Source organism: Herbiconiux sp., assembly GCF_023264855.1.
Classification (GTDB): Bacteria; Actinomycetota; Actinomycetes; order Actinomycetales; family Microbacteriaceae; genus Herbiconiux.
This window is the reverse complement of the sequence record NZ_JAHFUW010000002.1, coordinates 1-23,353: the sequence shown is the minus strand read 5'-3', so window position 1 is coordinate 23,353 and position 23,353 is coordinate 1. Positions and strand designations below refer to the sequence as shown.

Annotated in this window: 23 protein-coding genes; 19 read left to right on the top strand and 4 right to left on the bottom strand. The window is 71.1% G+C overall.

Going from position 1 to position 23,353, the window contains the following annotated elements:
* Window positions 1-82 precede the first annotated feature (82 nt).
* The 10 genes from Q0D75_RS01090 (at window position 83) to Q0D75_RS01045 (ending at window position 11,225) form a co-directional block, all read left to right on the top strand.
* A complete protein-coding gene (locus Q0D75_RS01090; protein ID WP_291048374.1) occupies window positions 83-1,381 on the top strand; it encodes a sugar ABC transporter substrate-binding protein in 1,299 nt (432 codons plus the stop codon).
* Window positions 1,378-2,310, top strand: coding sequence for a sugar ABC transporter permease (locus Q0D75_RS01085; protein WP_291048371.1), 933 nt, complete (start codon window positions 1,378-1,380; stop codon window positions 2,308-2,310). The genes Q0D75_RS01090 and Q0D75_RS01085 overlap by 4 nt, the downstream gene beginning before the upstream one ends.
* Window positions 2,307-3,230, top strand: a complete 924-nt coding sequence (locus Q0D75_RS01080) for a carbohydrate ABC transporter permease (protein WP_291048368.1) — start codon at window positions 2,307-2,309, stop codon at window positions 3,228-3,230. Before Q0D75_RS01085 ends, Q0D75_RS01080 begins: the two co-directional genes overlap by 4 nt.
* 11 nt (window positions 3,231-3,241) lie before the next feature.
* Complete coding sequence (locus Q0D75_RS01075) at window positions 3,242-4,468, top strand: Gfo/Idh/MocA family oxidoreductase (RefSeq protein ID WP_291048365.1); 1,227 nt, start codon at window positions 3,242-3,244, stop codon at window positions 4,466-4,468.
* The gene (locus Q0D75_RS01070; RefSeq protein WP_291048362.1) at window positions 4,465-5,457 is read left to right on the top strand and encodes a LacI family DNA-binding transcriptional regulator; all 993 of its coding nucleotides are present in this window, start codon (window positions 4,465-4,467) and stop codon (window positions 5,455-5,457) included. The genes Q0D75_RS01075 and Q0D75_RS01070 overlap by 4 nt, the downstream gene beginning before the upstream one ends.
* Before the next feature lie 94 nt (window positions 5,458-5,551).
* Window positions 5,552-6,607, top strand: a complete 1,056-nt coding sequence (locus Q0D75_RS01065) for an NAD-dependent epimerase/dehydratase family protein (RefSeq protein WP_291048359.1) — start codon at window positions 5,552-5,554, stop codon at window positions 6,605-6,607.
* A complete protein-coding gene (locus Q0D75_RS01060) occupies window positions 6,607-7,644 on the top strand; it encodes a dihydrodipicolinate synthase family protein (RefSeq protein ID WP_291048357.1) in 1,038 nt (345 codons plus the stop codon). The genes Q0D75_RS01065 and Q0D75_RS01060 overlap by 1 nt, the downstream gene beginning before the upstream one ends.
* Window positions 7,632-8,978, top strand: a complete 1,347-nt coding sequence (locus Q0D75_RS01055; protein WP_291048355.1) for a mannitol dehydrogenase family protein — start codon at window positions 7,632-7,634, stop codon at window positions 8,976-8,978. Before Q0D75_RS01060 ends, Q0D75_RS01055 begins: the two co-directional genes overlap by 13 nt.
* A 55-nt stretch (window positions 8,979-9,033) precedes the next feature.
* On the top strand, window positions 9,034-10,263 hold the full coding sequence (manD, locus tag Q0D75_RS01050) for a D-mannonate dehydratase ManD (RefSeq protein WP_291048353.1): 1,230 nt from the start codon (window positions 9,034-9,036) through the stop codon (window positions 10,261-10,263).
* 77 nt (window positions 10,264-10,340) lie between these two features.
* A complete protein-coding gene (locus Q0D75_RS01045; protein WP_291048351.1) occupies window positions 10,341-11,225 on the top strand; it encodes a LamG-like jellyroll fold domain-containing protein in 885 nt (294 codons plus the stop codon).
* A 67-nt stretch (window positions 11,226-11,292) separates the two neighbouring features.
* On the opposite strand, the gene Q0D75_RS01040 is transcribed toward Q0D75_RS01045, so the two are convergent.
* Window positions 11,293-12,441, bottom strand: coding sequence for an FUSC family protein (locus Q0D75_RS01040; protein ID WP_291048349.1), 1,149 nt, complete (start codon window positions 12,439-12,441; stop codon window positions 11,293-11,295).
* An 82-nt stretch (window positions 12,442-12,523) separates the two neighbouring features.
* On the opposite strand from Q0D75_RS01040, the gene Q0D75_RS01035 reads away from it, so the two are divergent.
* Window positions 12,524-13,084: a MarR family winged helix-turn-helix transcriptional regulator gene (locus Q0D75_RS01035; protein ID WP_291048346.1), complete on the top strand. Its 561-nt coding sequence runs from the start codon at window positions 12,524-12,526 to the stop codon at window positions 13,082-13,084.
* Between the two features lie 79 nt (window positions 13,085-13,163).
* Here Q0D75_RS01035 and Q0D75_RS01030 read toward each other — a convergent pair whose 3' ends face one another.
* Window positions 13,164-13,772 carry a maleylpyruvate isomerase family mycothiol-dependent enzyme gene (locus Q0D75_RS01030; protein WP_291048344.1) on the bottom strand — a complete coding sequence of 203 codons (609 nt, stop codon included), beginning with the start codon at window positions 13,770-13,772 and terminating at the stop codon, window positions 13,164-13,166.
* A gap of 108 nt (window positions 13,773-13,880) precedes the next feature.
* On the opposite strand from Q0D75_RS01030, the gene Q0D75_RS01025 reads away from it, so the two are divergent.
* The 4 genes from Q0D75_RS01025 to Q0D75_RS01010 all read left to right on the top strand — a co-directional run bounded on the left by Q0D75_RS01025 (window position 13,881) and on the right by Q0D75_RS01010 (window position 16,421).
* Entirely contained in the window at window positions 13,881-14,522 is a 642-nt protein-coding gene (locus Q0D75_RS01025; RefSeq protein WP_291048341.1) for a GNAT family protein, read from the top strand.
* Window positions 14,523-14,596: 74 nt separating this feature from the next.
* Window positions 14,597-15,016: an organic hydroperoxide resistance protein gene (locus Q0D75_RS01020; protein ID WP_291048338.1), complete on the top strand. Its 420-nt coding sequence runs from the start codon at window positions 14,597-14,599 to the stop codon at window positions 15,014-15,016.
* Between the two features lie 88 nt (window positions 15,017-15,104).
* The gene (locus Q0D75_RS01015) at window positions 15,105-16,076 is read left to right on the top strand and encodes a DMT family transporter (RefSeq protein WP_291048336.1); all 972 of its coding nucleotides are present in this window, start codon (window positions 15,105-15,107) and stop codon (window positions 16,074-16,076) included.
* Window positions 16,077-16,085: 9 nt separating this feature from the next.
* Window positions 16,086-16,421 carry a chorismate mutase gene (locus Q0D75_RS01010; RefSeq protein ID WP_291048333.1) on the top strand — a complete coding sequence of 112 codons (336 nt, stop codon included), beginning with the start codon at window positions 16,086-16,088 and terminating at the stop codon, window positions 16,419-16,421.
* A gap of 33 nt (window positions 16,422-16,454) precedes the next feature.
* Here the strand turns inward: Q0D75_RS01010 and purL are convergent, their stop codons facing one another.
* On the bottom strand, window positions 16,455-18,749 hold the full coding sequence (gene purL, locus Q0D75_RS01005; RefSeq protein WP_291048331.1) for a phosphoribosylformylglycinamidine synthase subunit PurL: 2,295 nt from the start codon (window positions 18,747-18,749) through the stop codon (window positions 16,455-16,457).
* Between the two features lie 159 nt (window positions 18,750-18,908).
* Here purL and Q0D75_RS01000 point away from each other — a divergent pair, with 159 nt between their 5' ends.
* From Q0D75_RS01000 to Q0D75_RS00985, 4 genes are all read left to right on the top strand, one after another.
* Window positions 18,909-19,319: a PPOX class F420-dependent oxidoreductase gene (locus tag Q0D75_RS01000; protein ID WP_291048328.1), complete on the top strand. Its 411-nt coding sequence runs from the start codon at window positions 18,909-18,911 to the stop codon at window positions 19,317-19,319.
* 83 nt (window positions 19,320-19,402) lie between these two features.
* Window positions 19,403-20,563, top strand: a complete 1,161-nt coding sequence (locus Q0D75_RS00995) for a DUF2092 domain-containing protein (protein ID WP_291048325.1) — start codon at window positions 19,403-19,405, stop codon at window positions 20,561-20,563.
* 107 nt (window positions 20,564-20,670) lie between these two features.
* The gene (locus Q0D75_RS00990) at window positions 20,671-21,744 is read left to right on the top strand and encodes an ATP-binding cassette domain-containing protein (RefSeq protein WP_291048651.1); all 1,074 of its coding nucleotides are present in this window, start codon (window positions 20,671-20,673) and stop codon (window positions 21,742-21,744) included.
* Window positions 21,731-22,606 (top strand): ABC transporter permease subunit, encoded by an 876-nt coding sequence (locus Q0D75_RS00985; RefSeq protein WP_291048323.1) that lies wholly within the window; start codon window positions 21,731-21,733, stop codon window positions 22,604-22,606. The genes Q0D75_RS00990 and Q0D75_RS00985 overlap by 14 nt, the downstream gene beginning before the upstream one ends.
* Before the next feature lie 45 nt (window positions 22,607-22,651).
* On the opposite strand, the gene Q0D75_RS00980 is transcribed toward Q0D75_RS00985, so the two are convergent.
* Window positions 22,652-23,353, bottom strand: a 702-nt coding sequence (locus Q0D75_RS00980) for a septum formation family protein (protein WP_291048320.1), incomplete at its 5' end; no start/stop codon positions are given.

Here is a 23,353-nt window from a genome sequence, read left to right as displayed (position 1 = left end):
ACTTTTTATCAAACGTTTGCACAAAGCGTTAGCGCCACATCGTTCGGAACCATCTCGTCACCCTTCCCGACCAGGAGTGCCCATGCAACGCAAGACCAGAACAATCAGCCTCGCCGCCGCGACGGCCGCCGCAGTGGCGGTGGCGTTGAGCGGCTGTGGCCTCGGCTCAGGAACCGGCGCCGAAGCGGATGTCTCGGGCGCCGTCGAAGGCACCATCACCTTCCAGACCATGCAGCTCTCGCCGACCTTCGACGAGTACATCAACGCGGCCATCGACCAGTTCGAGTCGGAGAACCCCGGAACCACGGTGAAGTGGACGGACATCCCGAGCGACCAGGCGGCCCGCAAGGTCAGTGCCGACTCCGCCGCCGGAACACTGCCCGACGTGATGGATCTCGACGCGGCGACCCTCGCCCCGCTCGGCCGCGACAGCCGCGTGCTGGACATGTCGGTGCAGGCCGCCGATCTCCAAGACCGGTATGTCGCTTCGGCCTGGGAGTCGTTCGATTACGGCGCCACCGCCGTCGCCGCGCTGCCGTGGTACCTCAACTCGCCGGTGCTGATGTCCAACTCCGCGCTCGTGCAGCAGGCGGGCTCCCCGGCGGCACCCACCAGCTACACCGAACTCCTCGAGGTCTCGAAGGAGATCGCGGAGAAGACCGGCAAGGCCGGCTTCCAGCCCACCTCGATCGGCTTCCCCAACTACCTGCTGAGCCTGGGCGTGCCGCTCGTGAACGACGACTCCACCGAGGCGATCGTCGACACCCCGGAGGCCGAGGAGTTCTTGCAGAACCTCGCCGATCTCTACACCGACGGCGGCATCCCCGCCGACTCGGTCACCGCTGCCCAGCGCACCGAGATCGACACCTTCTCACAGGGTGAGACCGCGTATCTGGAGACCGGCCCCTCGCGCCTGAAGATCATCCAGCAGAACGCGCCCCAGGTCTTCGACGCCATCACCATCGACCAGCCGCTGGGCGCTCAGGAGAGCACGACCTGGGTGGTGGCCCACGGTCTCGCCGTGCCGCAGACCTCGAAGAACGCCGCCACCGCCGTGGCCTTCGCCGAGTTCCTGACCAGCCCGGAGAACCAGCTCGCGCTCGCGGAGCAGTCCTCGGTGTTCCCCAGCACTGCTGAATCGCTGCAGGATCCGTTCTTCAGCGCCGAGCCCACCGACGCCGCCACCCAGGCGCGCGGGATCGTCGCGGCCAGCCTCTTCGACGGCGGCACCATGGCCAAGCCCCCGGCGGTCGACGCCGAGTACGCCAACACGCTCTGGTCGTCGGTGCAGACCGCGATCACCGGTGAGACTCCGGTGAAGGACGCCCTCGCCGCCGCCCAGACGCAGCTCACCGAACTGCTGCAGAGCCGGGTCCAGTGACGGCCACCGCGGGCACGGTCCGCCGGAGCGCGGGGCGGCCGTCACGCCGCGCCCCGCTCCGGCGCCACCGCTGGTGGGTTCCCGTGCTCTTCATCGGGCCCGTGCTCGCCATTCAGCTGACCTTCCTCTTCCTGCCGCTCGGCAACACCTTCGTGCTCGCGTTCACCAACGCCAGCACGGTCGGCGGGGGCGTGTTCACGGGTCTGGCGAACTTCGCGACCATCTTCGCGTCGGCGGCGTTCTGGGATGCGACCGCGCACACGGGGCTCTACATCGTGCTCGCGACGCCCCTGCTGGTGGGCATCTCGCTCGGCCTGGCCATCCTGATCAACACGAAGATGCGCGGGGCCGGGATCGTGCGCCCCATCTTGTTCTCGCCCTTGGTGATGCCGATGGCGGTCGTTGCACTGATGTTCCAGTACGTGCTGAGCTCGAACGGACTGGTGAACCAGATCCTCTCGGGACTGCACCTGATCTCGGAGCCGATCCCGTTCCTCACCAGTTCGCACCTCGCCCTGATCAGCTCGGTGCTCGTGACGGTCTGGAAGGGCTGCGGCCTCTACACCCTGATCCTCCTGGCGGCCCTGCAGAACGTGTCCCGCGAGCTCGACGAAGCGGCCGAACTCGACGGGGCCAACTGGCTGCGCCGCACGATCAGCGTCACCATCCCGCAGATCCGCGGCACCATCGGCCTGGTCGCCGGCCTCGCGGCGATCGCTGCCCTCCGCGCCTTCACCGAGCCCTACGTGCTCACCGGCGGCGGCCCCGGCACATCGTCGACCACGATCGTGCTCTATCTCTTCACCAAGGGTGTGTCTCCCGGAACGCAGGCGGGCTACGCCTCGGCGATCAGCCTGGTGCTGTTCGTGGTCGTGCTGGTGTTCGCCTCGATCTCCTGGGCCGCCACCCGGAAAGGACGTCTGCGATGACGACCACCGCCGCACGCACCGCGCCATCCGTCTCTTCCGCTCCCACGACTCCCACGCCGGTGCCGAAACCACGCCGCCGCAGTCGCCGGCGGGGCGCGATCGGTCCCCTCGAGCGCACGATCCGCTGGGTGCTGATGATCATCGCCGTGGCCGTCGTGCTCGGTCCGCTGCTCTGGCAGCTCGGAACCGCGCTGAAGGGCGCGGGCGAAGCCACGGTCGGCTTCCCCGGCAGCCTCGTCCCCTCCGATCCGACGCTGGAGAACTTCGTCACGGCGTTCACCGCGGTGCCGCTCGGGCGGTACCTGCTCAACTCGGGAGCGATCGCGCTTCTGGGGGTGACGTTCAATCTGCTGCTGGCCACCCTCACCGGCTATGCACTGGCGCGGATCCCGTTCCGGGGCCGTGCCCTCTACATCGGCGTGCTGCTGGCCACGGCGGCGCTGCCCTTCGAGGTCATCCTGATCTCGACGCTGCTGGTGACCCGGGGCCTCGGGCTGCAGGACACCCTGCTCGGGGTGGTGCTGCCGCAGGCGGTCTCGATCGTCTCGATCCTCGTGATGAGACAGGCCTTCCTGGCGATCCCCGACGAGATCGAGGAGGCGGCCACGATGGACGGCGCCGGAGCCGTGCGCACCTTCTGGTCGATCATGCTGCCCTCGGTGCGGGGCTCGATCGCCGTGGTGGCGGTGCTGGGCTTCCTGGACAGCTGGGATCAGTTCCTGTGGCCGCTCGTGATCCTGAGCGACCCGGCGAACTATCCCGTGAACGTGGGCGTGCAGTTCCTCGCCGGCGCCTTCTCGGCCGATCAGCGGGTGATCAGCGCGGCCGCCCTGATCGTGATGATCCCGCCGCTGCTGGTGTACTTCCTGCTGCAGAAACAGGTCTTCACGGGTCTCGCCGAGGGAGCCCTCAAAGGATGAGTTCTCGAGGGATGAGACCGGCTGTCGCACTCGTGGGCGCCTCCGGCTACGGACGGCGGCACCTCGACGACCTGCTCGACCTGCACCGTGCCGGAGCGATCGACCTCAGCGCCGTGGTCGACATCGCTCTGCCGGCCGGACTCGCCGAGCTCGTATCGGAAAGCGGCGCGAGGCCGTACCTGGGCGGCGATCTGGCCGAGGCGCTGGAGAGTCGACACCCGACGACCGTCGTGATCGCGACACCGCCGCACACGCATGCCGCGCTGGCCGAGCAGACGCTGTCCGCCGGATGCTCGGTCTACCTCGAGAAGCCGCCGGTTCCGCTCATCGCCGATCTCCACCGCCTCGTCGCGCGCGCCTCGGGTCGCCGATTCGAGGTCGGCTTCCAGCAGACGCCGGGGGTGGTCTCCACCGTCACGGATGCGCTGTCATCGCATCCGCTCGGCCCGATCCAGCGGGTCACGGGCTTCGGGGCGCTGCAACGCCCCGACTCCTATTACACCCGGGCGCGCTGGGCGGGCCGTCGCGAACTCGACGGGCGGCCCGTCTTCGACGGAGCACTCTTCAATCCGCTCGCCCACGTGGTTCACGCCGCTCTGGCGGTGGCCTCGAGCATCTGTCCGGGATGGGCGCTGGACTCCCTCGAGGCGCAACTCGCCTCGGTACGCCCGATCCAGAGCGACGATCTCGCGGCCGTTCGGGCCCGGTCGCTGGTGGGGCCGGAGGTCACGATGATCGGCACCACCGCGGCCGACCGGGTCGTCGAGCCGGCGCTCCTGCTGGTCGGCGAGCGAGGCCGGCTGAGGGTGCGCCTGCGCGATCTGGCGGCGACGGTCTCGCTCGAGGGCGGCGACACGGTCGAGCTCCCCCCGCGTGCGCACCGCTCCGCCCTGAGGGCGGCCGTGCTCGATCCGCACGGGCCGGCCGATCCGCTTCTTGACGCCTCGGCCGCCGAGCCCTTCGTGCGCCTGGTCTCGGCCGTCGTGGACACGGCCGGCGAACCGGTGGCGCTCGCCGCCGACGCCGTCGTGATCCACCGCGACGGCGAACGCCTGGTCACGCTGCCGGGGATCACCGAGGCGATCGAGCGGGCCGCCGAAGACGGCGGCCTCCTGGCCGGAGCAGGACTCGCCCCGGGCGACGCGCGACGACGTCCAGGGCTCGGAGAATGGAGCGGCAGGATGGCGCGGCCCTACGATGACAGCGTGGCAACGATCGCGGGGGAGGTGTCGCCATGACGGATCGCACCGCACCGACGAAGCTGAAAGACGTGGCTCTCGCGGCCGGGGTGTCGATCTCGACCGTCTCGCGGGTGTTCACCAATCCCGAGCGGCTCTCGCCCGCCACGGTGCAGCACGTGCGGGAGGTCGCCTCCCGGCTGCGGTTCTCGCCGAACCTGATGGCCCGGGCGCTGATCACGGGCGTCGCCGCGAACGTCGGGCTGATCGTGCCCGACATCACCAACCCCTACATGACCACTCTCCTGAAAGCCGCGCAGGGCCGCTCCCGGAGCTCGGGCGTCGGTGTGCTCGTCGCCGACACCGACGACAGCGCCGAGATCGAGCGCCAGGTGGCGGATCAGCTCGCGCGGCAGTCGCGCGGGCTCATCCTCTGCGCGCCGCGGATGAGCTCCGCGCACATCCGCGAGGTCGCCGAACTCATCCCGGTCGTCTTGATCAACCGGGTGGTCAAGGGCGTGCCTTCGGTGGTGACGGACTCCGAGCCGGCCCTCGGAGAGATCGTCGAGCGCCTGAGCGGACTCGGCCACCACCGGCTCGCCTACCTGCCCGGCCCGTCGGGCTCGTGGGCCAACCGTCAGCGCCTGAAGGCGCTCACCGAGCGGTCCGCGGCGGCGGGATCGGAGCTCGTCGTGCTGCCGGACACGGTGGCCACCTATCCGGACGGCATCGCGGCAGCGGACGCGGTGGTGCGGAGCGAGGCGACCGCGGTGTTCGCCTTCGACGACGTGCTCGCCTCGGGTCTCATCGAAGGGCTCCGGCGCCAGGGTCGACGGGTGCCCGACGACATCTCCGTGGTCGGTCACGACGACGTGCTGGCCGAGTTGGTGCAGCCCGGGCTGACCACGGTCGCCGGCCACAGCGACCGGGTCGGCCGGCTCGCGATGGAACGGCTGCTCGACCCCGACGGCGAACAGGACCGCGAGGTCTCCATCGCCATTCGGGCCACGGCCGTGTACCGCGGATCCACAGGGCCGGCGCCCCGCTGACCCGGCGCTGACCGACCGCTGCGGCGGGCGCATCCGTCGATCTGGTCGTGCAAACGTTTGCACCGCCTCGTATCAATCCAGAAGGAGTCCTACCATGACCCCCGCACCACCTCCCGCCCACGCCGCGCCCGCCCCGTCCTCCGAGGCCGAGCTCGACGCCCTGCTCGCCCGGCCCGGTGCGGGCGTGGGCTCCGCCCTCACCGCGCTCGGCGGCGATGTCCTGCTGCTCGGTGCGGGAGGCAAGATCGGGCCGACGATGGCCCGGATGGCCCGCGCCGCCCTCGACGCGGAGGGCTCGTCCGCCGAGGTGATCGCGGTCTCCCGGTGGAGCGACGCCGAGAACCGCCGCCTGCTGGAGGCCGACGGCATCCGCACCGTCTCGGCCGATCTGGCCGATCCCTCCGTCTACGCGGCGCTGCCGGAGGCGGCGGGCCTGTACTACCTGGCCGCGATGAAGTTCGGCACCGTGGGAGCCGAGCACCGCACCTGGTGGTCGAACGCCGCGATCCCCGCCCTGGTCGCCGATCGCTACCGCGGAGTTCCCTCGATGGTGTACTCCACCGGCAACGTCTACGGTCTCCGTCCGCTGGCCGGCGGCGGGTCGAGCGAGACGGATGCGACCGAGCCCGTGGGCGAGTACGCCCAGTCGTGCCTCGGCCGGGAGCGCCTCTTCGGCTATGCGGCCGCCGAATGGGGCACGCCGACGACGATCTTCCGGCTCAACTACGCCTGCGAGCTGCGCTACGGCGTGATCGCCGACATCGCGGCCACCATCGCCGCGGGCGATCCGGTCGACGTCACGATGCCGGCGGTGAACGTGGCCTGGCAGGGCGACATCAGCTCGTGGGCACTGCGCAGCATCGAGCTCGCCTCCTCGCCCGCCCGCATCCTCAACGCCACCGGGCCCGAGACGGTTCCGGTGCGCACGATCGCCGGCCTCCTGGCCGAGCGGATGGGCCGCGAGGTGGTGTTCCGGGGTGAGGAGGCCCCGGATGCGCTGCTGATCGACGCGAGCGAGTGCTTCGAGCTCTACGGGTATCCGACCGTGGCGCTGCGCACGCTGATCGGCTGGGTGGCCGACTGGGTCGGCTCGGGCAACCGTCAGCTCGGCAAGGCCACCAAGTTCCAGCAGCGGGCGGGGGCGTACTGATGGGCACGCTCCAGGGGCGCCTGCAGGCCGGGGTCAGCATCCCGGCGCATCCGCTCGCCCTCGATGCCGACGGCCGGTTCGACGAGCGTGCTCAGACCGCACTCACCCGGTACTACGCCGAGTCGGGCGTGGACGGCGTGGCCGTCGGCGTGCACACGACGCAGTTCGACGTGCACGAGGACCGCGGCCTGCTCGGCACCGTCTGGGCCGGAGCCGCCGAGAGCGCTGACCGGGCGGACTGGGATGCGGTGCTCGTGGCCGGTCTCGTCGGAGACGTGCGGCAGGCGGTCGAGGAGGCGGAGCTGGCGGCCGGGCTCGGTTACGACGCCGTGCTGCTGTGCCCCTGGGGCATGACCGAGCGGACCGAGCAGTCCCTCCTGGAGCGCGCCGCCGCGGTCGGCGAGGTGCTGCCGACCATCGGCTTCTACCTGCAGGACGACGTCGGCGGGATGCGACTGGGCCGCTCGTATTGGGCGTCGCTGCTGGACCAGCCCTCGACCGTCGCCGTCAAGGCGGCCCCCTTCGACCGCTACCGCACCAACGATGTCGCCCGGGCGCTCGCGGAGCACGATCGGTGGAACGAGGTGGCGTTGCTCACCGGTAACGACGACGCGATCGTGCACGACCTCGTGACGCCCACGCGCGTCACCGTGGGTGGGCAGCAGCGTGAGGTGCGGATCCGTGGCGGGCTGCTCGGCCAGTGGGCGGTGGGGGCGCGAGCGGCCGCCCGGCTGCGCGCGAGGGCGGTCGCGGAGGCGGACGCCGGATCGGTGTCGCTCTCTACGCTCGCGAGCGCGAGCGACCTCGTGGAGGTCAACGCGGCCGTCTTCGACGTGCTCGGCGGCTTCGCCGGGTGCGTGGCGGGGGTGAACGAGGTGCTCCGTCAGCAGGGACTGCTGCAGAGCTCGACCTGCCTCTCGTCGCAGGAGCGGGTCTCTCCCGGGCAGTCCGAACTCATCGCCGAGGTCTTGACCGGGTTCCCCGATCTGCTCGATCAGCACTTCGTGGCCGAGAACCGTGACCGATGGCTCGCCTGAGCGTCACCGGCGTGGCATCCGGCGCCCAGCACCGCCTCCGGCCGGAGCGCAGTGCTCCGGCGCCGGCGACCGGCATCGTGCACCTGGGGCTCGGAGCTTTCCATCGAGCTCACCAGGCTGCGTTCACGGCCGAGGTGGATCCCGAACGCCGATGGGGCATCGCCGCGTTCACCGGCCGCTCCCCGGTGGAGGCCGCGCTCGAACGGCAGGACGGCGTGTACACGCTCCTGGAGGCGGGCGCCCGTCCGGGTGCCCAGCTGATCGAGCAGCTCTCCTCGGTGCGCTCGGGTCAGGACCGTGGCGCATTCCGGTCGGCCGTGGCCGATCCGCGGGTCAGCGTGCTGACCCTGACGATCACCGAGCGCGGATACCGCCTCGGCGCCGATGGCAGGCTCGACCTCCGCGACGACGAGGTGCGCTCCGACATCGCAGCGCTGCGAGGAGAGTGTGCAGGCGGCCTGGCGACCGCGCCGGGCCGGATCGTCGACGCGCTCGCCGTGCGGCGCGCCTCGACGGGCCCGCTCACGGTCGTCTCCTGCGACAACCTCGCGGGCAACGGTGCCGCGACACGAGCGGCCGTCCTGGGGCTGGCCGGAGAGGTCGATGAGTCCCTGGCGGGCTGGATCGAGCGGGAGATCGCATTCCCGTCGACCGCCGTCGACCGGATCACTCCCCGACCCGACGCCCGTGTCCGGGAGCTCGCGGAGCACCTGACCGGTGTCGCCGACGACGCGGCGGTGCTGACCGAGCGGCACCGCGAGTGGGTGCTCGAGGATTCCTTCGCCGCTGAACGGCCCGCCTGGGAGCGGGCCGGGGCGCTCGTCGTGGACGACGTGGTGCCGTTCGAGACGCGCAAGCTGCTGCTGCTGAACGCCGCGCATACCCTGCTGGCGCTCGAGGGGAGGCTGCGCGGGCACGAGACCGTTCGCGCGGCATTCGCCGATCCGGAGCTGCGGAGACGGGTCGAAGCCCTATGGGACGAGGCGGCCCGCCTGGTCCCGGCAGAGGCCGGCTCCGTGGAGGGCTACCGGGCGCAGCTGGCCGAGCGTTTCGCCGAGCCCGGGATCGATCATCGGCTGGCGCAGATCGCCCAAGGCAGCGGGGAGAAGCTGCGCATCCGCATCGTCCCCACCGTTCTCGCCGAGCGAGCAGCCGGCCGGAGCGGTCGCGCGGCCCTGCGGGCGGTGGCGGCGCACCTCACGGGCAGCCCGCAGCTGCGCGACGGGATCGCCGAGCTGCACCGGCCGTGGGCGGACGACGACGGCGTCCTCGATCTCGTGGAAGAGATCCGCCGCACCCTGCCGGAACAGCCGCCGGGGCATCCGCTCCGCTGACCGAACCACCGACCAGATCGACCAGATCAGACCGACCGCATCACCAGGAGGAACCATGCGCATCGCTGCCGCCGACGTCATCGTCACCAGTCCGAGCCGCAACTTCGTCACGCTGAAGATCACCACCGACGACGGGGTGGTCGGCTGGGGCGACGGCACCCTGAACGGGCGCGAGCTCGCCGTGAGCACCTATCTCGCCGAGCACGTGGTGCCCCTGCTGATCGGTCGCGACGCCCACGCCATCGAAGACACCTGGCAGTTCCTGTACCGGAGTGCGTATTGGCGACGGGGGCCGGTCACGATGGCCGCCATCGCCGCCGTCGACATGGCCCTCTGGGACATCAAGGCCAAGGTCGCCGGGCTTCCCCTCTACCAGCTGCTGGGCGGAGCGAGCCGGGTGGGGCTGCACACCTACGGCCACGCCTCCGGTCGCGATCTGCCCGAACTGTTCGACTCCGTGCGCGCCACCCTGGCCGAGGGTCACCGCTCGGTGCGCATCCAGACCGCCATCCCCGGCGTGAATGCCGTCTACGGAGTGGCCGCCCAGGCCCAGGCGAGCGGCGAGCGCTACGACTACGAGCCGGCAGGCCGGGGGCCTCTGCCGACCGAGGAGGACTGGGACACCGGCGCCTACCTGCGCCACCTGCCGACCGTCTTCGAGGCGGTGCGCAACGAGTTCGGTGCGGAGCTGCCCCTGCTGCACGACGGGCACCACCGGATGACACCCCTGCAGGCCTCGCGGCTCGGCCGGTCGCTCGAGCCCTACGACCTGTTCTGGCTCGAGGACTGCACCCCGGCCGAGAATCCTCAGGCGCTGGAGGTGGTTCGCCGCAACACCATCACCCCGCTCGCCATCGGCGAGGTGTTCAACACGGTGTGGGACTTCCAGCACCTCATCAGCAATCAGCTGATCGACTACGTGCGCGCCGCCTCGACCCACTTCGGCGGTGTCTCGCCGCTGCGCAAGGTGATGGACTTCGCGGCGCAGTACCAGATCAAGTCCGGCTTCCACGGACCGACGGATGTCTCGCCGATCGGATTCGCCGCGCAGGTGCACGTGGGTCTCAGCATCCACAACTTCGGCATCCAGGAATACATGCTGCACAGCGACCGCACCAATCGGGTCTTCGACCAGGGCATGACCTTCGTCGACGGCTACCTGCATCCCTCGGATCGCCCCGGGCTCGGTGTCGACGTCGACGAGCAGGCGGCGGCCGAGTTCCCGTATCAGCGGGCCTACCTGCCCTTCAACCGCCTGCCCGACGGCACCATGCACGACTGGTGATCATCACGGTTCCACCCTCGACACGCTCCATCGGCTCCATCCCGCTCGATTCGACGCAGTACACGAAAGGAACGATCATGAAGCACACGACCCTCACCCGCACCCGCAGGCCGGCCCCCCTGCTGGCCCTGGCTCTCGGCCTCGCCCTGACCTGCCTGGCTCCCGCGCTGCCCGCTGCGGCCGCCGAGCCGGCTGCCGTCGCCGGTACCACCACGCTCTCCGGCTACGACACCGCCGTGCTCGCCGACGATCCGGCGGTCTACTGGACGATGAGCGGCGCCGGGAGCGGAGCCGAGGCCGATCTCGGCTCGGCCGGCGTCGACGGCGCCTACACGGGCTCACCCACCGCGACCACCCTGCCCAACGGCGATGTCGCGGTCGACTTCGACGGCGCGACCCAGTACTTCGAGGCGCCGGACGCCGACGCGCTGAGCCCTGCCACCGCCGGGGTGATCACCATCGAGGCCTGGATGCGCCCCGACGTGCTGCAGTTCCCGAACGACGAAGGCTCGGGGTACGTGCACTGGATGGGCAAGGGCGAGGCCGGGCAGCACGAGTACGTCTCGCGGATGTACTCGCTCGACAACACCGAGACGCGCCCCAACCGCATCTCCGGCTACTCGTTCAACACCTCCGGAGGGCTCGGGGCGGGCTCCTACTTCCAAGACGCGATCGAGCCGGGCCAGTGGATCCACTACGTGCTCGTGATCAATGCGAATGCGAAGAGCACGGCGTACCCGAACGGGTACACGAAGGTCTACCGCGATGGGGTGCTGCGCGATCAGGACGACTTGAGCATCCGGGGTCAGGTCATCGTGCCGGAGCGGGGATCGGCGCCATTCCGGGCCGGCACGCGTGACTTCGGCTCCTGGTTCGACGGTGCGATCGGCAAGATCGCCGTGTGGGACTCCGAGCTCACCGCCGCACAGATCGCCGCGCACACCGCCGCGATGGACGACTGAGGCGCCACCGAACCCAGGGGGCGAGAGCAACGACGGAGTTTCGGCCGGCGGCACCGTTTCGACGGAGTCAGGATCCGCAGGTGGGCCGAAGCTCCGTCGTCACGCGGCGGCGGCGGGCGGCGAGCGCGGTGGCGGCGAGGCTCGCGGCGACCGCCACCGCGGCGCCCAGCAGCGTCTCGACGGTGCGGTCGCGCAGCATGCCCCACTCGTCGACCGGATGCGCGAGCTGCGCCATGATCAGCGCGAGCGGCGTGACGAACACCACCGTGAGCCCGTAGTTGCGCAGCACGAACAGCTCCGCGGCCATCTGCAGCAGCACGACCAGCGCCACCAGCAGCACCGGAGCGCCGCCCGCCACGGCCAGCAGCACCGCGGCCAAGGCGACTCCCAGCACGGTGCCGAGAACGCGGTGGCCGGCCCGCAGCAGGTGACCCGCGGTGTCGGCGGCTCCGAGGGCCGCGACCGCGGCCACCATCGCCCAATACGGATGGCCGAGGCCCGAGACGGTCGGCACGATTCCGGCGACCAGCACGGCGACGCCCACTAGCAGCATCCGCCGCCCGAGTCCGGAGCCGAGGCGTGCAGCGGCCTCCGCGAACGACACCCGCCACGAGGTGGGCGCGACCCGGCGTGCCGCCGGCCGGGCGAGCCCCACCACCGACACCAGCATGCCGAAGGCGGCGCTCGCTGAGGCCAGAACCAGGGCGAGCGGGATGGCCGCGGCCGTCGCCGGCACCGAGGCGCAGGCGGCGAGGGCGAACACGAAGAACAGCGATCCGGGCGGATGCCAGGCGAGCGCGTCGGAGAGGAACGTCGTGCCGACCGCCACCACGGCCACGGCCGGGACGACGATCCACTCCCGGCCGGGCAGCGTGCAGATCGCGGTGCCGGCCACCACGGCGGCCACGAGCGCCACGGCGGCGGTGGCCTGCATCCGCAGCCGGGGCACGTGGCTGTGCGAGCGACCGTAGAGCACCGTGAAGGCACCGAACACGGCGTAGAGCGAGAGGTCGAGCCGGCCCGCGGCGAAGAGCAGCCCGAGTGGCACAGCCATCGCGATGCCGGCACGCAGCGCGACCCGGTGGGCACCCTCGTGCGGTCCGAACTCGATCAGGCGTCGCGGATGCGGCAGCGTGCCGCGCAGCCCGGCCCCAGCCGGTGCGTGCGTGCGCGGAGAACGGGTTCCAGTGGTGAGGGGAATGGATGCGGTGCTCAAGAGGTCTCTCTGTGGTCGGGGTGCGGGCGCCGTCGACCGGGAACAGAACTAGTTTACTCGTGAACTATCGTACTCTGGGTTCATGGGAACAGCATCCGAGGGTCTCGCGCCGTCCCTCGACGACGTCGACGCCATCCGCGCGGACTGGCAGCGGCTGGCGCCGCACCTCGACACCGAGGTGATCGACATGGTCGGCCGCATCCTGCGCGCCGCCGCACTGCTGACCCGCCGGGGCGACGAGTTCCTGGCCGGCTTCGGGCTCACCCGCGGCGAGTTCGACATCCTCTCGGCCCTGCGGAGAGCGGATGCTCCGCAGTCGCCCGGCACGCTGCGCACGGTGTCGCTGGCCTCGGGCCCCGCCGTCACGAAACGACTCCGCGGTCTCGAGGAGCGCCGGCTCGTCGGCCGGGCGCCGAACCCGGCCGACGGCCGCGGCGCCCTGATCGCCCTCACGCCCGCGGGTGAAGACCTCATCGACCGCGTCTTCCCCCGCCTGCTCGAACTCGAGCGCACCCTCCTGGCCGGAGTGCCCGCCGGCGAACGCGCGGCCGTCGTGCACGCCCTGCGCGCCGCGCTCGCGAGCATCGAGTCTGCCCCGTCGGGTCCGGCGCCTGCCTCTCTGGGCACGGCGGTGGCGCCGTAAGCACGTGCCGGGTCGCTCGATCGCGTGCAAACCACGCATCTTGCACGCGATCGAGCGACCTGGGTGTGCCCGGGGCCAGTCAGACCACGGAGTAGCCCTCGGGCATGGTCGCGCGGCCGGTGAGGCTGCGCAGCAGTGCCTCGCCGTCGCCTCGCGCCGCGGCGACGCCGGCAGCGAGGTGCAGGGTGGCGGCCACCGCGTCGGCCGGCTGGCCGTGGGGCACGCCGGCGGCATCCGCGATGTCGATCGAGTGCACCACGAGCTCGAACACGCGGGTGCGCAGATATTCGCCGAGCTCGATGCCGAGCCCGCCGATCGAGACGATGCGCTCGGGGCCCGCGGTGTCCACCAGCGCCATCGCGCGGGCGAGCGCGTCGGCCACGGCCTGGGCCGGATCGGCGCCCAGCCAGATGCCGGCCTCGACCCCGCGGGCGGCGACCGACGCCGGGTCGGTCAGGTCGCGGTAGACCCGGGCGTAGTAGGCCTCGGCGTTCGCCACGTTGGGAAAGCCGGGGTCGTCCAGCGCGAGGTAGCTCTCGACGGTGAGGATGGCCCGGGTGGTGTGGCCCACGAGCGAGCGGAGAGTCCATTCACCGAGGGCCGGCTCGTCCCAGCTCGCGGCGGGGATCCGCGTCACGAGGTCGTGGAAGGCCGAGGCGGAGTGGAAGAACATGGCTGCGCTGCTCATGGGTTCATCGTGGCACAGCCCGAGGGTGGTGGGCGTCCATGGCGGTAGTAGACGCGACCGCAGCGCGGGTGCGGCGCCCGTGACGGAGGCGGGTGGCAGAATCGGTGCATGACCGCCCAGCGCCCCGCTCCCGCCGTCCTGGAGGGCGGGTCCATCCGCCTCGAGCCGCTCACCCGGGCGCACCTGCCCGAGCTGTACCGGGCGATCGGGCATCCGGAGGTCTTCGCCGGCGGGTACGGGGGCGGCCCGAAGGGGTACCGCGGCAGCGAGGCCGGCTTCGCCGACTGGGCCGAGGACTACTACGCCTGGGAGTCCGGCAACCCCTACGGCATCCGTCTGAAGGGCGGTCCCGACGACAGCGTGCTGGTGGGCACCTCGACGCTCGGCGACTTCGAGCTCGCGCGCGAGGCCGCTCACCTCGGCTGGACGGCGTACGACCCCCGGGTGTGGGGAACGGTGGTCAACCCCGAGGCGAAGCTGCTCATCCTGGGCGAGGCGTTCGACCACGGGATCGGGCGGGTCAAGATCCAGGCCGACGTGCGCAACGAGCGTTCGCGGGCGGCCATCGCCAAGCTCGGGGCCACCTTCGAGGGCATCGTGCGCCGCGATGTGCTGCGGGCCGACGGATCCTGGCGTGACTCGGCCGTCTTCTCGGTGATCGTCGACGACTGGCCCGCCGTGCGCGAGGGTCTGCTCGAGCGGGTGCGGGCCCAGGGCGGCGGGCGACCCGTCGTTCTGAGCAACCGCTGAACAAGTGCTGAACGGATGCGCGGCGCGCCCGATACGCGTTTGGCCGTCGGCGCTCGTGGTGGTCAACTAGCAGTATGGAAGCTATCTACACCGCAATCGCCCACGCCTCCGGTGGAGGCCGCGACGGCCACGTGCGCAGCGAAGACGACCGCCTCGACTTCGACACCCGCCCGCCCCAGGAGATGGGCGGATCGGGCGAGGGCACCAACCCCGAGCAGCTCTTCGCCGCCGGCTACTCGGCCTGCTTCCTCGGCGCGGTGCACGCCGCCGGGCGCGAGCTGAAGCTCGACACGAAAGACGCCGCCGTCTCGGCCAGCGTCTCCATCGGCAGCAACGGCGAGGGCGGCTTCGGCCTGGCCGTGGAGCTCGATGTCTACGTGCCGAACGTGAGCCCCGACGAGGCCAAGGCCGTCGCCGACAAGGCGCACACGATCTGCCCGTACTCCAACGCGACCCGCGGCAACATCGAGGTCACGGTCAACGTCGTCGAATAACTGCCGTTCTGGCATCCGGGAGAGCCAATTCCGGATGCATGGATGCTCGCGTGGGTGCGGTGTCGCACCCACGCGGTAGCCTCGCTGAGTGACACCGAACCGCCTCTCCGTAGTCCTCCAGTTCTCCGCGCTCGGACTGCTGTGGGGAGCGAGCTTCCTCTTCATGAAGGTCGCCCTCGAGGGCATCTCGTTCGGGCAGGTCGCGTGGACTCGGCTCGTGCTCGGCGGGCTCACGCTCGGTGTGCTCATCCTGGTCACGCGAACCCGCATGCCGCGCACGCCGGCCGTCTACCTGCATTTCGTGGTGATCGGCCTCACCGGATGCGCCGCCCCCTACTTGCTGTTCGCCTGGGCGGAGCAATACGTCTCGTCGGGCCTGGCCAGCATCTACAACGCGGTCACGCCCATCACCACAGCGCTGATGGTGACCCTGGCGTTCCGGGTCGAGAAGCTCAACCGTTCGCGGGTGTTCGGCGTGGTTGCCGGCATTGTCGGTGTGGTCGTGATCATCGGGCCGTGGTCGTTCGCCACGAACCAGGCGGCGCACGGCGATCTCGCGCTCGAACTCGCGGGGCAGCTCGCCTGCCTGGGGGCCGCTGTCTGCTACGGCTTCACCTTCGGCTACATCCGGCGTTTCGTGTCGAGCCGGCATCCGGTCTCGGGGCTGACGGCGGCATTCCTCCAGGTGGGGATGGGCGCGCTCATCCTCCTCGTGCTCACGCCCGTGGTGGCGCTGGGGCCGATCACGCTGAACCTGCCGATCGTGCTCAGCCTGGTGCTGCTCGGGGTGCTCGGCACCGGAGTGGCCTACCTCTGGTACATGAACATCCTGAACGCCTGGGGTCCGACGGCCACCTCGACGGTCACCTACGTCACTCCTGTGGTGGGGGTGTTCCTCGGCATCGTGCTGCTCGGCGAGACGCTGAGCTGGAACGCACCGCTCGGTGCGCTACTGGTGTTCCTCGGCATCCTGCTGGCGCAGGGGCGGCTGCACCTGCCCTCGCGTCCCCGCGCGGCCGCCACGGCCTCGGCGCGTGAGGGCTCCGGCGAAGCTGGCTAGAGTTCTCGTATGGATTCTCAGGTGCACCCGAACGGCGGCTACGACGGCGACGCGGATGTCTACGCGCGGTTGGAGAGCATCCGCGAGTCGATCGACAACATCGATGCGGCCCTCATCCACCTGCTCGCCGAGCGGTTCAAGTTCACGCAGGGCGTGGGGCGCCTAAAGGCCGAGTTCGGCCTGCCGCCCGCCGACCTCGAGCGTGAGGCCCGCCAGATCAAGCGCCTGCGCGGTCTCGCCGAGGAGTCGCACCTCGACCCGGCCTTCGCCGAGAAGTTCCTCAACTTCATCGTGGCCGAGGTCATCCACCACCACGAGAAGATCGCCGCCGCCGACCCCTCCTGAGCCCTTCGCTCACGCCCCGCGGGGGGAGGCGGGTCAGCCGCCGACGACCGGACCGAAGGCTGCGGGGAGGGTGGCTCGGTGGGCGCCGCCGAGTTCGGCGAGCGAGACGGAGAACAGGCCCTGCACCTCGAGGGTGTCGCTCTCGGCGTCGGTGACGCCGATGCGCAGCACGGGGTAGCCGCGGCCCGCACACAGGCCCTTGAACTTCACGTCGTCTTCACGCGGCACGGCCACCAGCACGCGGGCGGTCGACTCGCTGAACAGGGCGTCGGATGCCGACACCCCGTCGCGCTCGATGATCTCGTCGAGCCACACCCGGGCGCCGATGCCGAACCGCAGCACCGACTCGGCCAGTGCCTGGCCGAGTCCGCCGTCGGAGAGGTCGTGTGCCGAGTCGATCAGCGCCTCGACGGCGCCGGCGCGCAGCAGGCCCGCCAGGTTCTCCTCGTCGGCGAGCGACACCTGCGGCGGGCGGCCGCCGAGGTGGTCGTGGATGACGCCGGCCCAGGCCGATCCGTCGAGCTCGGCGCGGGTGGTGCCGAGCAGGTAGAGGTTGTCGCCCTCGTCCTGCCAGCCGGACGGGATGCGGCGGGCCACGTCGTCGATCACGCCGAGCACGGCGACGACCGGCGTGGGGTGGATCGGCTGCGAGCCGGTCTGGTTGTAGAAGGAGACGTTGCCGCCGGTGACGGGGATCTCGAGTTCGAGGCATCCGTCGGCCAGGCCCTCGACGGCCTGCGAGAACTGCCACATCACCTCGGGGTTCTCGGGGGAGCCGAAGTTGAGGCAGTCGGAGACCGCGACGGGCGTCGCGCCCGTGACGGCGACGTTGCGGTAGGCCTCGGCCAGCGCGAGCTGCGCACCACGGTAGGGGTCGAGCTGGCAGTAGCGACCGTTGGCGTCGGAGGCCAGGGCGAAGCCGAGACCCGACTCCTCGTCGACGCGGATCATGCCGCCGTCGTCGGGGAACGAGAGTGCCGTGTTGCCGAGCACGTAGCGGTCGTACTGGTTGGTGATCCACTCCTTCGACGCCATGTTCGGCGAGCCGAGCAGGCGCAGGAACTGCTCACGGAGCTCCTCGCCCGACGTCGCGCGCGGCAGGCGCGCGGCGGAGTCGGCCTGCAGGGCGTCGATCCACGCGGGGTAGGCCACGGGGCGCTCGTAGACCGGCCCGTCGACCGCGACCGTGCGCGGCTCGACGTTGACGATCTCCTCGCCGTGCCAGTTGATGACGAGACGGCCGGTGTCGGTGACCTCGCCGAGCACGCTGGTCTCGACGTCCCACTTCGCGGTGACCGCGAGGAAGCCCTCGAGCTTCTCGGGCGTGACGACCGCCATCATCCGCTCCTGGCTCTCGCTCATCAGGATCTCTTCGGCGGTGAGCGAGGGATCGCGCAGCAGCACCTTCTCGAGCTCGATGAACATGCCGCCGTCGCCGTTGGAGGCGAGCTCGGAGGTAGCGCAGGAGATGCCGGCGGCGCCGAGGTCTTGGATGCCCTCGACCAGTTCGCCGCGGAAGAGCTCGAGGCAGCACTCGATCAGCACTTTCTCGGCGAAGGGGTCGCCCACCTGCACGGCGGGGCGCTTGGTGGGCCCACCGGCCGAGAAGGTGTCGGAGGCGAGGATGGATGCCCCGCCGATGCCGTCGCCGCCGGTGCGGGCCCCGAACAGCACGACCTTGTTGCCCACGCCCCGGGCGTTGGCCAGGTGCAGGTCTTCGTGGCGGAGCACGCCCACCGAGAGCGCGTTGACCAGCGGGTTGCCCTGGTACACCTTGTCGAAGTAGGTCTCGCCGCCGATGTTCGGAAGGCCCAGGCAGTTGCCGTAGAAGGAGATGCCGCTCGTGACACCGTGCACCACGCGCGCGGTGTCGGGGTTGTCGATGGCGCCGAAGCGCAGCTGGTCCATGACGGCCACGGGGCGGGCGCCCATCGAGATGATGTCGCGCACGATGCCGCCCACGCCGGTCGCGGCGCCCTGGAACGGCTCGATGTACGAGGGGTGGTTGTGCGACTCGACCTTGAAGGTGACGGCCCAGCCCTCGCCCACGTCGACCACGCCGGCGTTCTCACCCATGCCCACCATGAGGTTCTTCTGCATAGCGGGGCTGACCTTCTGGCCGAACTGGCGCAGGTAGATCTTCGACGACTTGTACGAGCAGTGCTCGCTCCACATCACCGAGTACATGGCCAGCTCGCCGCTGGTGGGGCGGCGGCCCAGGATCTCGCGGATCTTCGCGTATTCGTCGGCCTTCAGGCCCAGCGCTTCGTAGGGCTGCTCCCGCTCGGGGGTCGCGAGGGCGTTCGAGACGGTATCGGCATTGCTCACGCGGCCAGGACTCCTTGAGTTGCGGGGTGTTGTGCAGGGGAGGGATGCGCCTCGATTCTACCGGCCCGGCGCTCGGCGGCGGCCCGCGACGGCGACCTGTGGAGAGAGCCGCGATTGTGGAGGGATTCTGCGGAGGCATGGGGGCGTAGGCTCGCGCGCATGACCTCATCCGCTGCGCCCGCATCCGGCGCCCTGCTCGCCCTCGGCGACGAGCGCTTCGTCTCGCTCAGTACGTTCCGCCGCACGGGCGAGGCGGTGTCGACGCCGGTCTGGATCGCGCGCGAGGGCGACGAACTGCTCGTCACGACGCCCGCCGGCAGCGGCAAGGTCAAGCGCCTGCGCAACAGCGGACGGGTAGAGCTTCGCCCCTGCAGCCGCTCGGGCAAGGTCGACGAGTCGGTGCCGCCGGTCGAGGCCGTCGCCACCATCCACGACGACCCGGCCGAGGTGGCCGCCGCCGGCGAGGTGTTCGCCCGCAAGTACCGGGCCGAATACCGCATCTTCCTCTTCATCGAGCGCCTGGTCGCCCGCGGCCAGAAGACACGGGTCATCCTGCGCATCCGAAGCTGACTCCCGGCTTCGCGGCGTATCGTCGCCGCCACAGCACGCGAGCCGCATCGAGCGGGCCCGCACGAGCAGGAGATGTGATCGGCATGGCAGCGACGGCGAAGTGGCAGCGATGGGTTCCGGCAGTGGCGGTGCCCGCCGTGGTGGCCGTGGTGGTGACCGGCGGCGCGTTCGCGGCCGGAGCATCCGCAGACCTCCCCGAGAAGACCGCGCAGCAGGTTCTCGAGCTGGCCGCTCAGGCCGACGTGCAGACCTTCTCGGGCACCGTCGAGCAGACGGCCGACCTCGGGCTGCCCGACCTCTCCTCGGTGCCGGGCGGCTCGTCGTCCGGTGCATCCGGTGGCTCATCGGACGGCTCCGGATCGGGCGACGCGAGCACCGACTCCACCGTGTCGGCCGCTCTCGAGCTGCTCACCGGCAGCCACTCCGCCCGCGTCTATGCCGACGGGCCCACGAAGGCCCGCGTGCAGGTGCTCGACCAGCTGGCCGAGCGCGACGCCATCCGCAACGGCTCCGAGCTGTGGCTCTACGACTCCAGCGACAACACCGTGGTGCACTCGAGCATCCCGGCCGACGCCGGCTCCGGCGACGGCGACGGCGCGGGCGCCCCCGAGGCATCCGGCACCGTGCAGACACCGGCCGAACTCGCCCAGGGCTTCCTCGACGCGGTCGACCCCTCCACCGACGTCTCGCTCGGCGCAGACACCGAGGTGGCAGGCCGCAGCGCCTACGACCTCGTGCTGACTCCGCGCGGATCCGAAACCCTCGTCGGCTCGGTCTCGATCGCCGTCGACTCCGAGACCGGCCTGCCGTTGAGCGTCGAGGTGCTCGCCCGCGGGGCGTCCACGCCGGCCTTCTCCGTCGCTTTCAGCTCGCTCTCGCTCGACACGCCATCGGCCGACCTGTTCGACTTCACCCCGCCCGAGGGCGCCGCGGTGACCGAGAAGGCACTGCCGACGGATGCCGGAGACGGCTCGGGCGACCACGCCGCGGCCCCCCAGGGCGCGGATGCGCATCCGGAACCCGTCGTGACCGGCGAGGGCTGGAACACGATCGTCGCGCTCCCCGTGGGAGCCGACTCGGCCGACCTCACGTCGTCGCCGCTGATCGCGCAGCTGCTCACGCCGGTCGACGGCGGCCAGGTGCTGCAGACCGCGCTCGTGTCGGTGCTGCTCACCGACGACGGCCGCGTGCTGGCCGGCGCCGTGCCGGCCGAGGCGCTGCAGTCGGCGGCAGCCGGGCAGTGACCGGTTCCGCGGCGGGCACCGAGGCCCCGTCGGTTCCCCGCGCTGAGGGGAGCGACGCACCCGGCGAGGAGCCGGGCCGCGACTTCGACGCACGGGCCGGCAGCGACATGGACGGCGATCCGTTCGCCACCGGTGACTTCGCCATCCGCACACGGGGGCTGACCAAGCGCTTCGGGCGGCAGACCGTGGTCGACGGCATCGACCTGGCCGTGCCCCACGGTGCGGTGTTCGGCTTCCTCGGGCCCAACGGATCGGGCAAGACCACCACGATCCGGATGCTCCTCGGCCTCGCCACCGCGACCTCCGGCGACATCGCGGTGCTGGGCGAATCGATGCCACGCTCGCTCGGGTCGGTGCTGCCGCGCGTGGGCGCCCTCATCGAGGGCCCCGGCTTCCACCCCTTCCTCTCCGGAACCGCCAACCTGCGCCGACTGGATGCCGCCGACGGCTTCGCCCCCTCGGCCACCCGGCGGGCGCGCGTCGAGCGGGCCCTCGCCCGCGTCGGTCTCAGCCATGCCGCCCGCAAGCCCGTGCGCGCCTATTCGCTCGGCATGAAGCAGCGGCTCGGCATCGCGAACGCGCTGCTCGCCCCGCGCGAGCTGATCGTGCTCGACGAACCCACCAACGGCCTCGACCCGCAGGGCACGCGCGAGGTGCGCAGCCTCATCCGTTCGCTCGCGGCCGACGGCGCCACGGTCTTCGTGAGCAGCCATCTGCTCGCCGAGATCGAGCAGATGTGCACGCACGCCGCCGTGATGAGCGCGGGCCGTCTCGTCGCCCAAGGGCGCCTCGACGAGCTGCGCGCCGCATCCGGCCCGCCCCGTCTGACCGTGCGAACCACCGCCGCCGCGCTCGCGCCGGCGGCCGAGGTGCTGCGCACGCTCGGCCTCCGCCCCGATCCGCTCGCCCCCACATCGGGCACAGGTGACGCAGGGGGCACAGCCCCCGCGATCGGTCGCAAAAATGTGCCTGAAGAGGCGGGGATGGACACAAAAATGCGACCGAACGAAGGTGGCGACACTGTGCTGGAGGCCGAGCTCGCGCAGGGGATTGCTCCCGAGCAGGTGGTGGCCTCACTGGTGGCCGCCGGAGTCCCCGTCCGCGGATTCACCGTGGAGCAGCCCTCGCTCGAAGACCTCTTCGTGTCGCTGACGGGGGAGGGTTTCGATGTCGCTCAGTGAGACCACACCGCGCGCCCAGGGCGACCTCGAGCAGCGGCGGGCTCGGCGCTCGGTCGGCTTCGGCTTCTTCCTCTCCGAACTCGGGCTGCTGTTCCGGCGGCGGCGCACCTGGGCGATGCTGGGCGCGCTCGCGGCGGTGCCCATCCTGATCGCCGTCGCCATCCGTCTCACCGACGGGGGCGACGGGCGCGGGCCCGCCTTCCTCGACCGCATCACGCAGAACGGCCTGTTCGTGGCCATGACCGCGCTGGTGGTGTCGATCCCGCTGTTCCTGCCGCTCACGGTGGGCGTGGTGGCCGGCGACTCGATCGCGGGCGAGGCGAGTGCGAGCACATTGCGCTACCTGCTCGTGGCGCCGGTGGGGCGCATCCGCCTGCTGCTGGTGAAGTTCGCCGCCGCAGCCGTGTTCTGCCTGGCCGCGACCGTGACGGTGTCGCTGGCCGGCATCCTGATCGGCGTCGCGCTGTTCCCCGTGGGGCCGGTGACCCTGCTCTCGGGCGACACCGTGAGCGTGGCCGAGTCGCTCGGCCGCTCGCTGCTGATCGCCGTCTACGTGACCGTGGGGCTGCTCGGCCTGAGCGCGATCGGACTGTTCATCTCGACACTGACGGATGCGCCGGTCGGGGCCATGGCCGCCACCGTGGTGCTCTCGATCGTGGCGCAGGTGCTCGGGCAGCTCTCGCAGACCGAGTGGCTGCATCCGTGGCTCTTCAGCTACCACTGGCTCGACTTCGCCGACCTGCTGCGGCAGCCGATCGAGTGGTCGTCGTTCGGTGAGAACGCGCTGCTGCAGCTGGCCTACGTGGCCGTGTTCGGGGCGCTGGCGTACGCGCGGTTCTCGACGAAGGACATCCTGTCCTGACGCGACGCGGACGAGGCCGGGCGATCCGAGCAGCCTGGGCGAGCGCTACTCGGCCGAGCCCTCCAGCGTGCCCGTCGTGACGTGGTCGGGGTCGAACACCGAGCACAGCACGGAGCGGTCGCCCGACTCCCACGAGCTCTCGGTGGGCGAGAGGTACCAGTAGTCGAGGAACGACTCCTCGTACTCGATCCCCACGAAGTCGGCGAAGCCGTCGTAGCAGGCGGCATCGGCCGCGACCTGCATCTTGTCGTCGCCCGGGTAGGCGCTGTCGGCGGTGTCGGGCAGCGTGGCCTCGTCGAAGACCTCGTAGTAGTGCGGCTCGGCGCAGTCGACCACGTCGACCTCGAAGAGCGGATCGTCGCCTTCGCCGACCTCCTGGAAGCAGTCGCCGATCCGCAGGTCGAACACGTCGGTGGGGGTGCCCTCGGCACCGGGCAGCGGATCTCCCGGTACGGGCTCGGGGTCGACGGGACCCTGCGAGGTGCCGGATCCTGCACCCGCTGCCAGGCCGATCGCGGTAAGCCCGCCGGTGATGCCCAGGATGACGGCCACCAGGCCGATCACCAGGCCGACGGCCGTGAGGGCCGATCCGGCGATCACGCCGATCAGCGCGGGGGTGTTGCGCAGTCCTGCCGCTCGGGACTGGCTGAGCGCGATCGCCGAGACGATGATGCCTACGATGGTCGCCACGAAGGCGAGGATGAGGCCGATGATGCCCAGGGTGCGGCCGGGGAAGTCGGCGCCGGG

Excerpts from the sequence above, each read along its gene's own strand:
- Q0D75_RS01090 (WP_291048374.1), top strand. The coding sequence starts at position 83 with ATGCAACGCAAGACCAGAACAATCAGCCTCGCCGCCGCGACGGCCGCC.
- Q0D75_RS01080 (WP_291048368.1), top strand. The coding sequence starts at position 2,307 with ATGACGACCACCGCCGCACGCACCGCGCCATCCGTCTCTTCCGCTCCC.
- Q0D75_RS01075 (WP_291048365.1), top strand. The coding sequence starts at position 3,242 with ATGAGACCGGCTGTCGCACTCGTGGGCGCCTCCGGCTACGGACGGCGG.
- Q0D75_RS01070 (WP_291048362.1), top strand. The coding sequence starts at position 4,465 with ATGACGGATCGCACCGCACCGACGAAGCTGAAAGACGTGGCTCTCGCG.
- Q0D75_RS01065 (WP_291048359.1), top strand. The coding sequence starts at position 5,552 with ATGACCCCCGCACCACCTCCCGCCCACGCCGCGCCCGCCCCGTCCTCC.
- Q0D75_RS01060 (WP_291048357.1), top strand. The coding sequence starts at position 6,607 with ATGGGCACGCTCCAGGGGCGCCTGCAGGCCGGGGTCAGCATCCCGGCG.
- Q0D75_RS01055 (WP_291048355.1), top strand. The coding sequence starts at position 7,632 with ATGGCTCGCCTGAGCGTCACCGGCGTGGCATCCGGCGCCCAGCACCGC.
- manD (WP_291048353.1), top strand. The coding sequence starts at position 9,034 with ATGCGCATCGCTGCCGCCGACGTCATCGTCACCAGTCCGAGCCGCAAC.
- Q0D75_RS01045 (WP_291048351.1), top strand. The coding sequence starts at position 10,341 with ATGAAGCACACGACCCTCACCCGCACCCGCAGGCCGGCCCCCCTGCTG.
- Q0D75_RS01035 (WP_291048346.1), top strand. The coding sequence starts at position 12,524 with ATGGGAACAGCATCCGAGGGTCTCGCGCCGTCCCTCGACGACGTCGAC.
- Q0D75_RS01030 (WP_291048344.1), bottom strand. The coding sequence starts at position 13,772 with ATGAGCAGCGCAGCCATGTTCTTCCACTCCGCCTCGGCCTTCCACGAC.
- Q0D75_RS01025 (WP_291048341.1), top strand. The coding sequence starts at position 13,881 with ATGACCGCCCAGCGCCCCGCTCCCGCCGTCCTGGAGGGCGGGTCCATC.
- Q0D75_RS01020 (WP_291048338.1), top strand. The coding sequence starts at position 14,597 with ATGGAAGCTATCTACACCGCAATCGCCCACGCCTCCGGTGGAGGCCGC.
- Q0D75_RS01010 (WP_291048333.1), top strand. The coding sequence starts at position 16,086 with ATGGATTCTCAGGTGCACCCGAACGGCGGCTACGACGGCGACGCGGAT.
- Q0D75_RS01000 (WP_291048328.1), top strand. The coding sequence starts at position 18,909 with ATGACCTCATCCGCTGCGCCCGCATCCGGCGCCCTGCTCGCCCTCGGC.
- Q0D75_RS00995 (WP_291048325.1), top strand. The coding sequence starts at position 19,403 with ATGGCAGCGACGGCGAAGTGGCAGCGATGGGTTCCGGCAGTGGCGGTG.
- Q0D75_RS00990 (WP_291048651.1), top strand. The coding sequence starts at position 20,671 with ATGGACGGCGATCCGTTCGCCACCGGTGACTTCGCCATCCGCACACGG.
- Q0D75_RS00985 (WP_291048323.1), top strand. The coding sequence starts at position 21,731 with ATGTCGCTCAGTGAGACCACACCGCGCGCCCAGGGCGACCTCGAGCAG.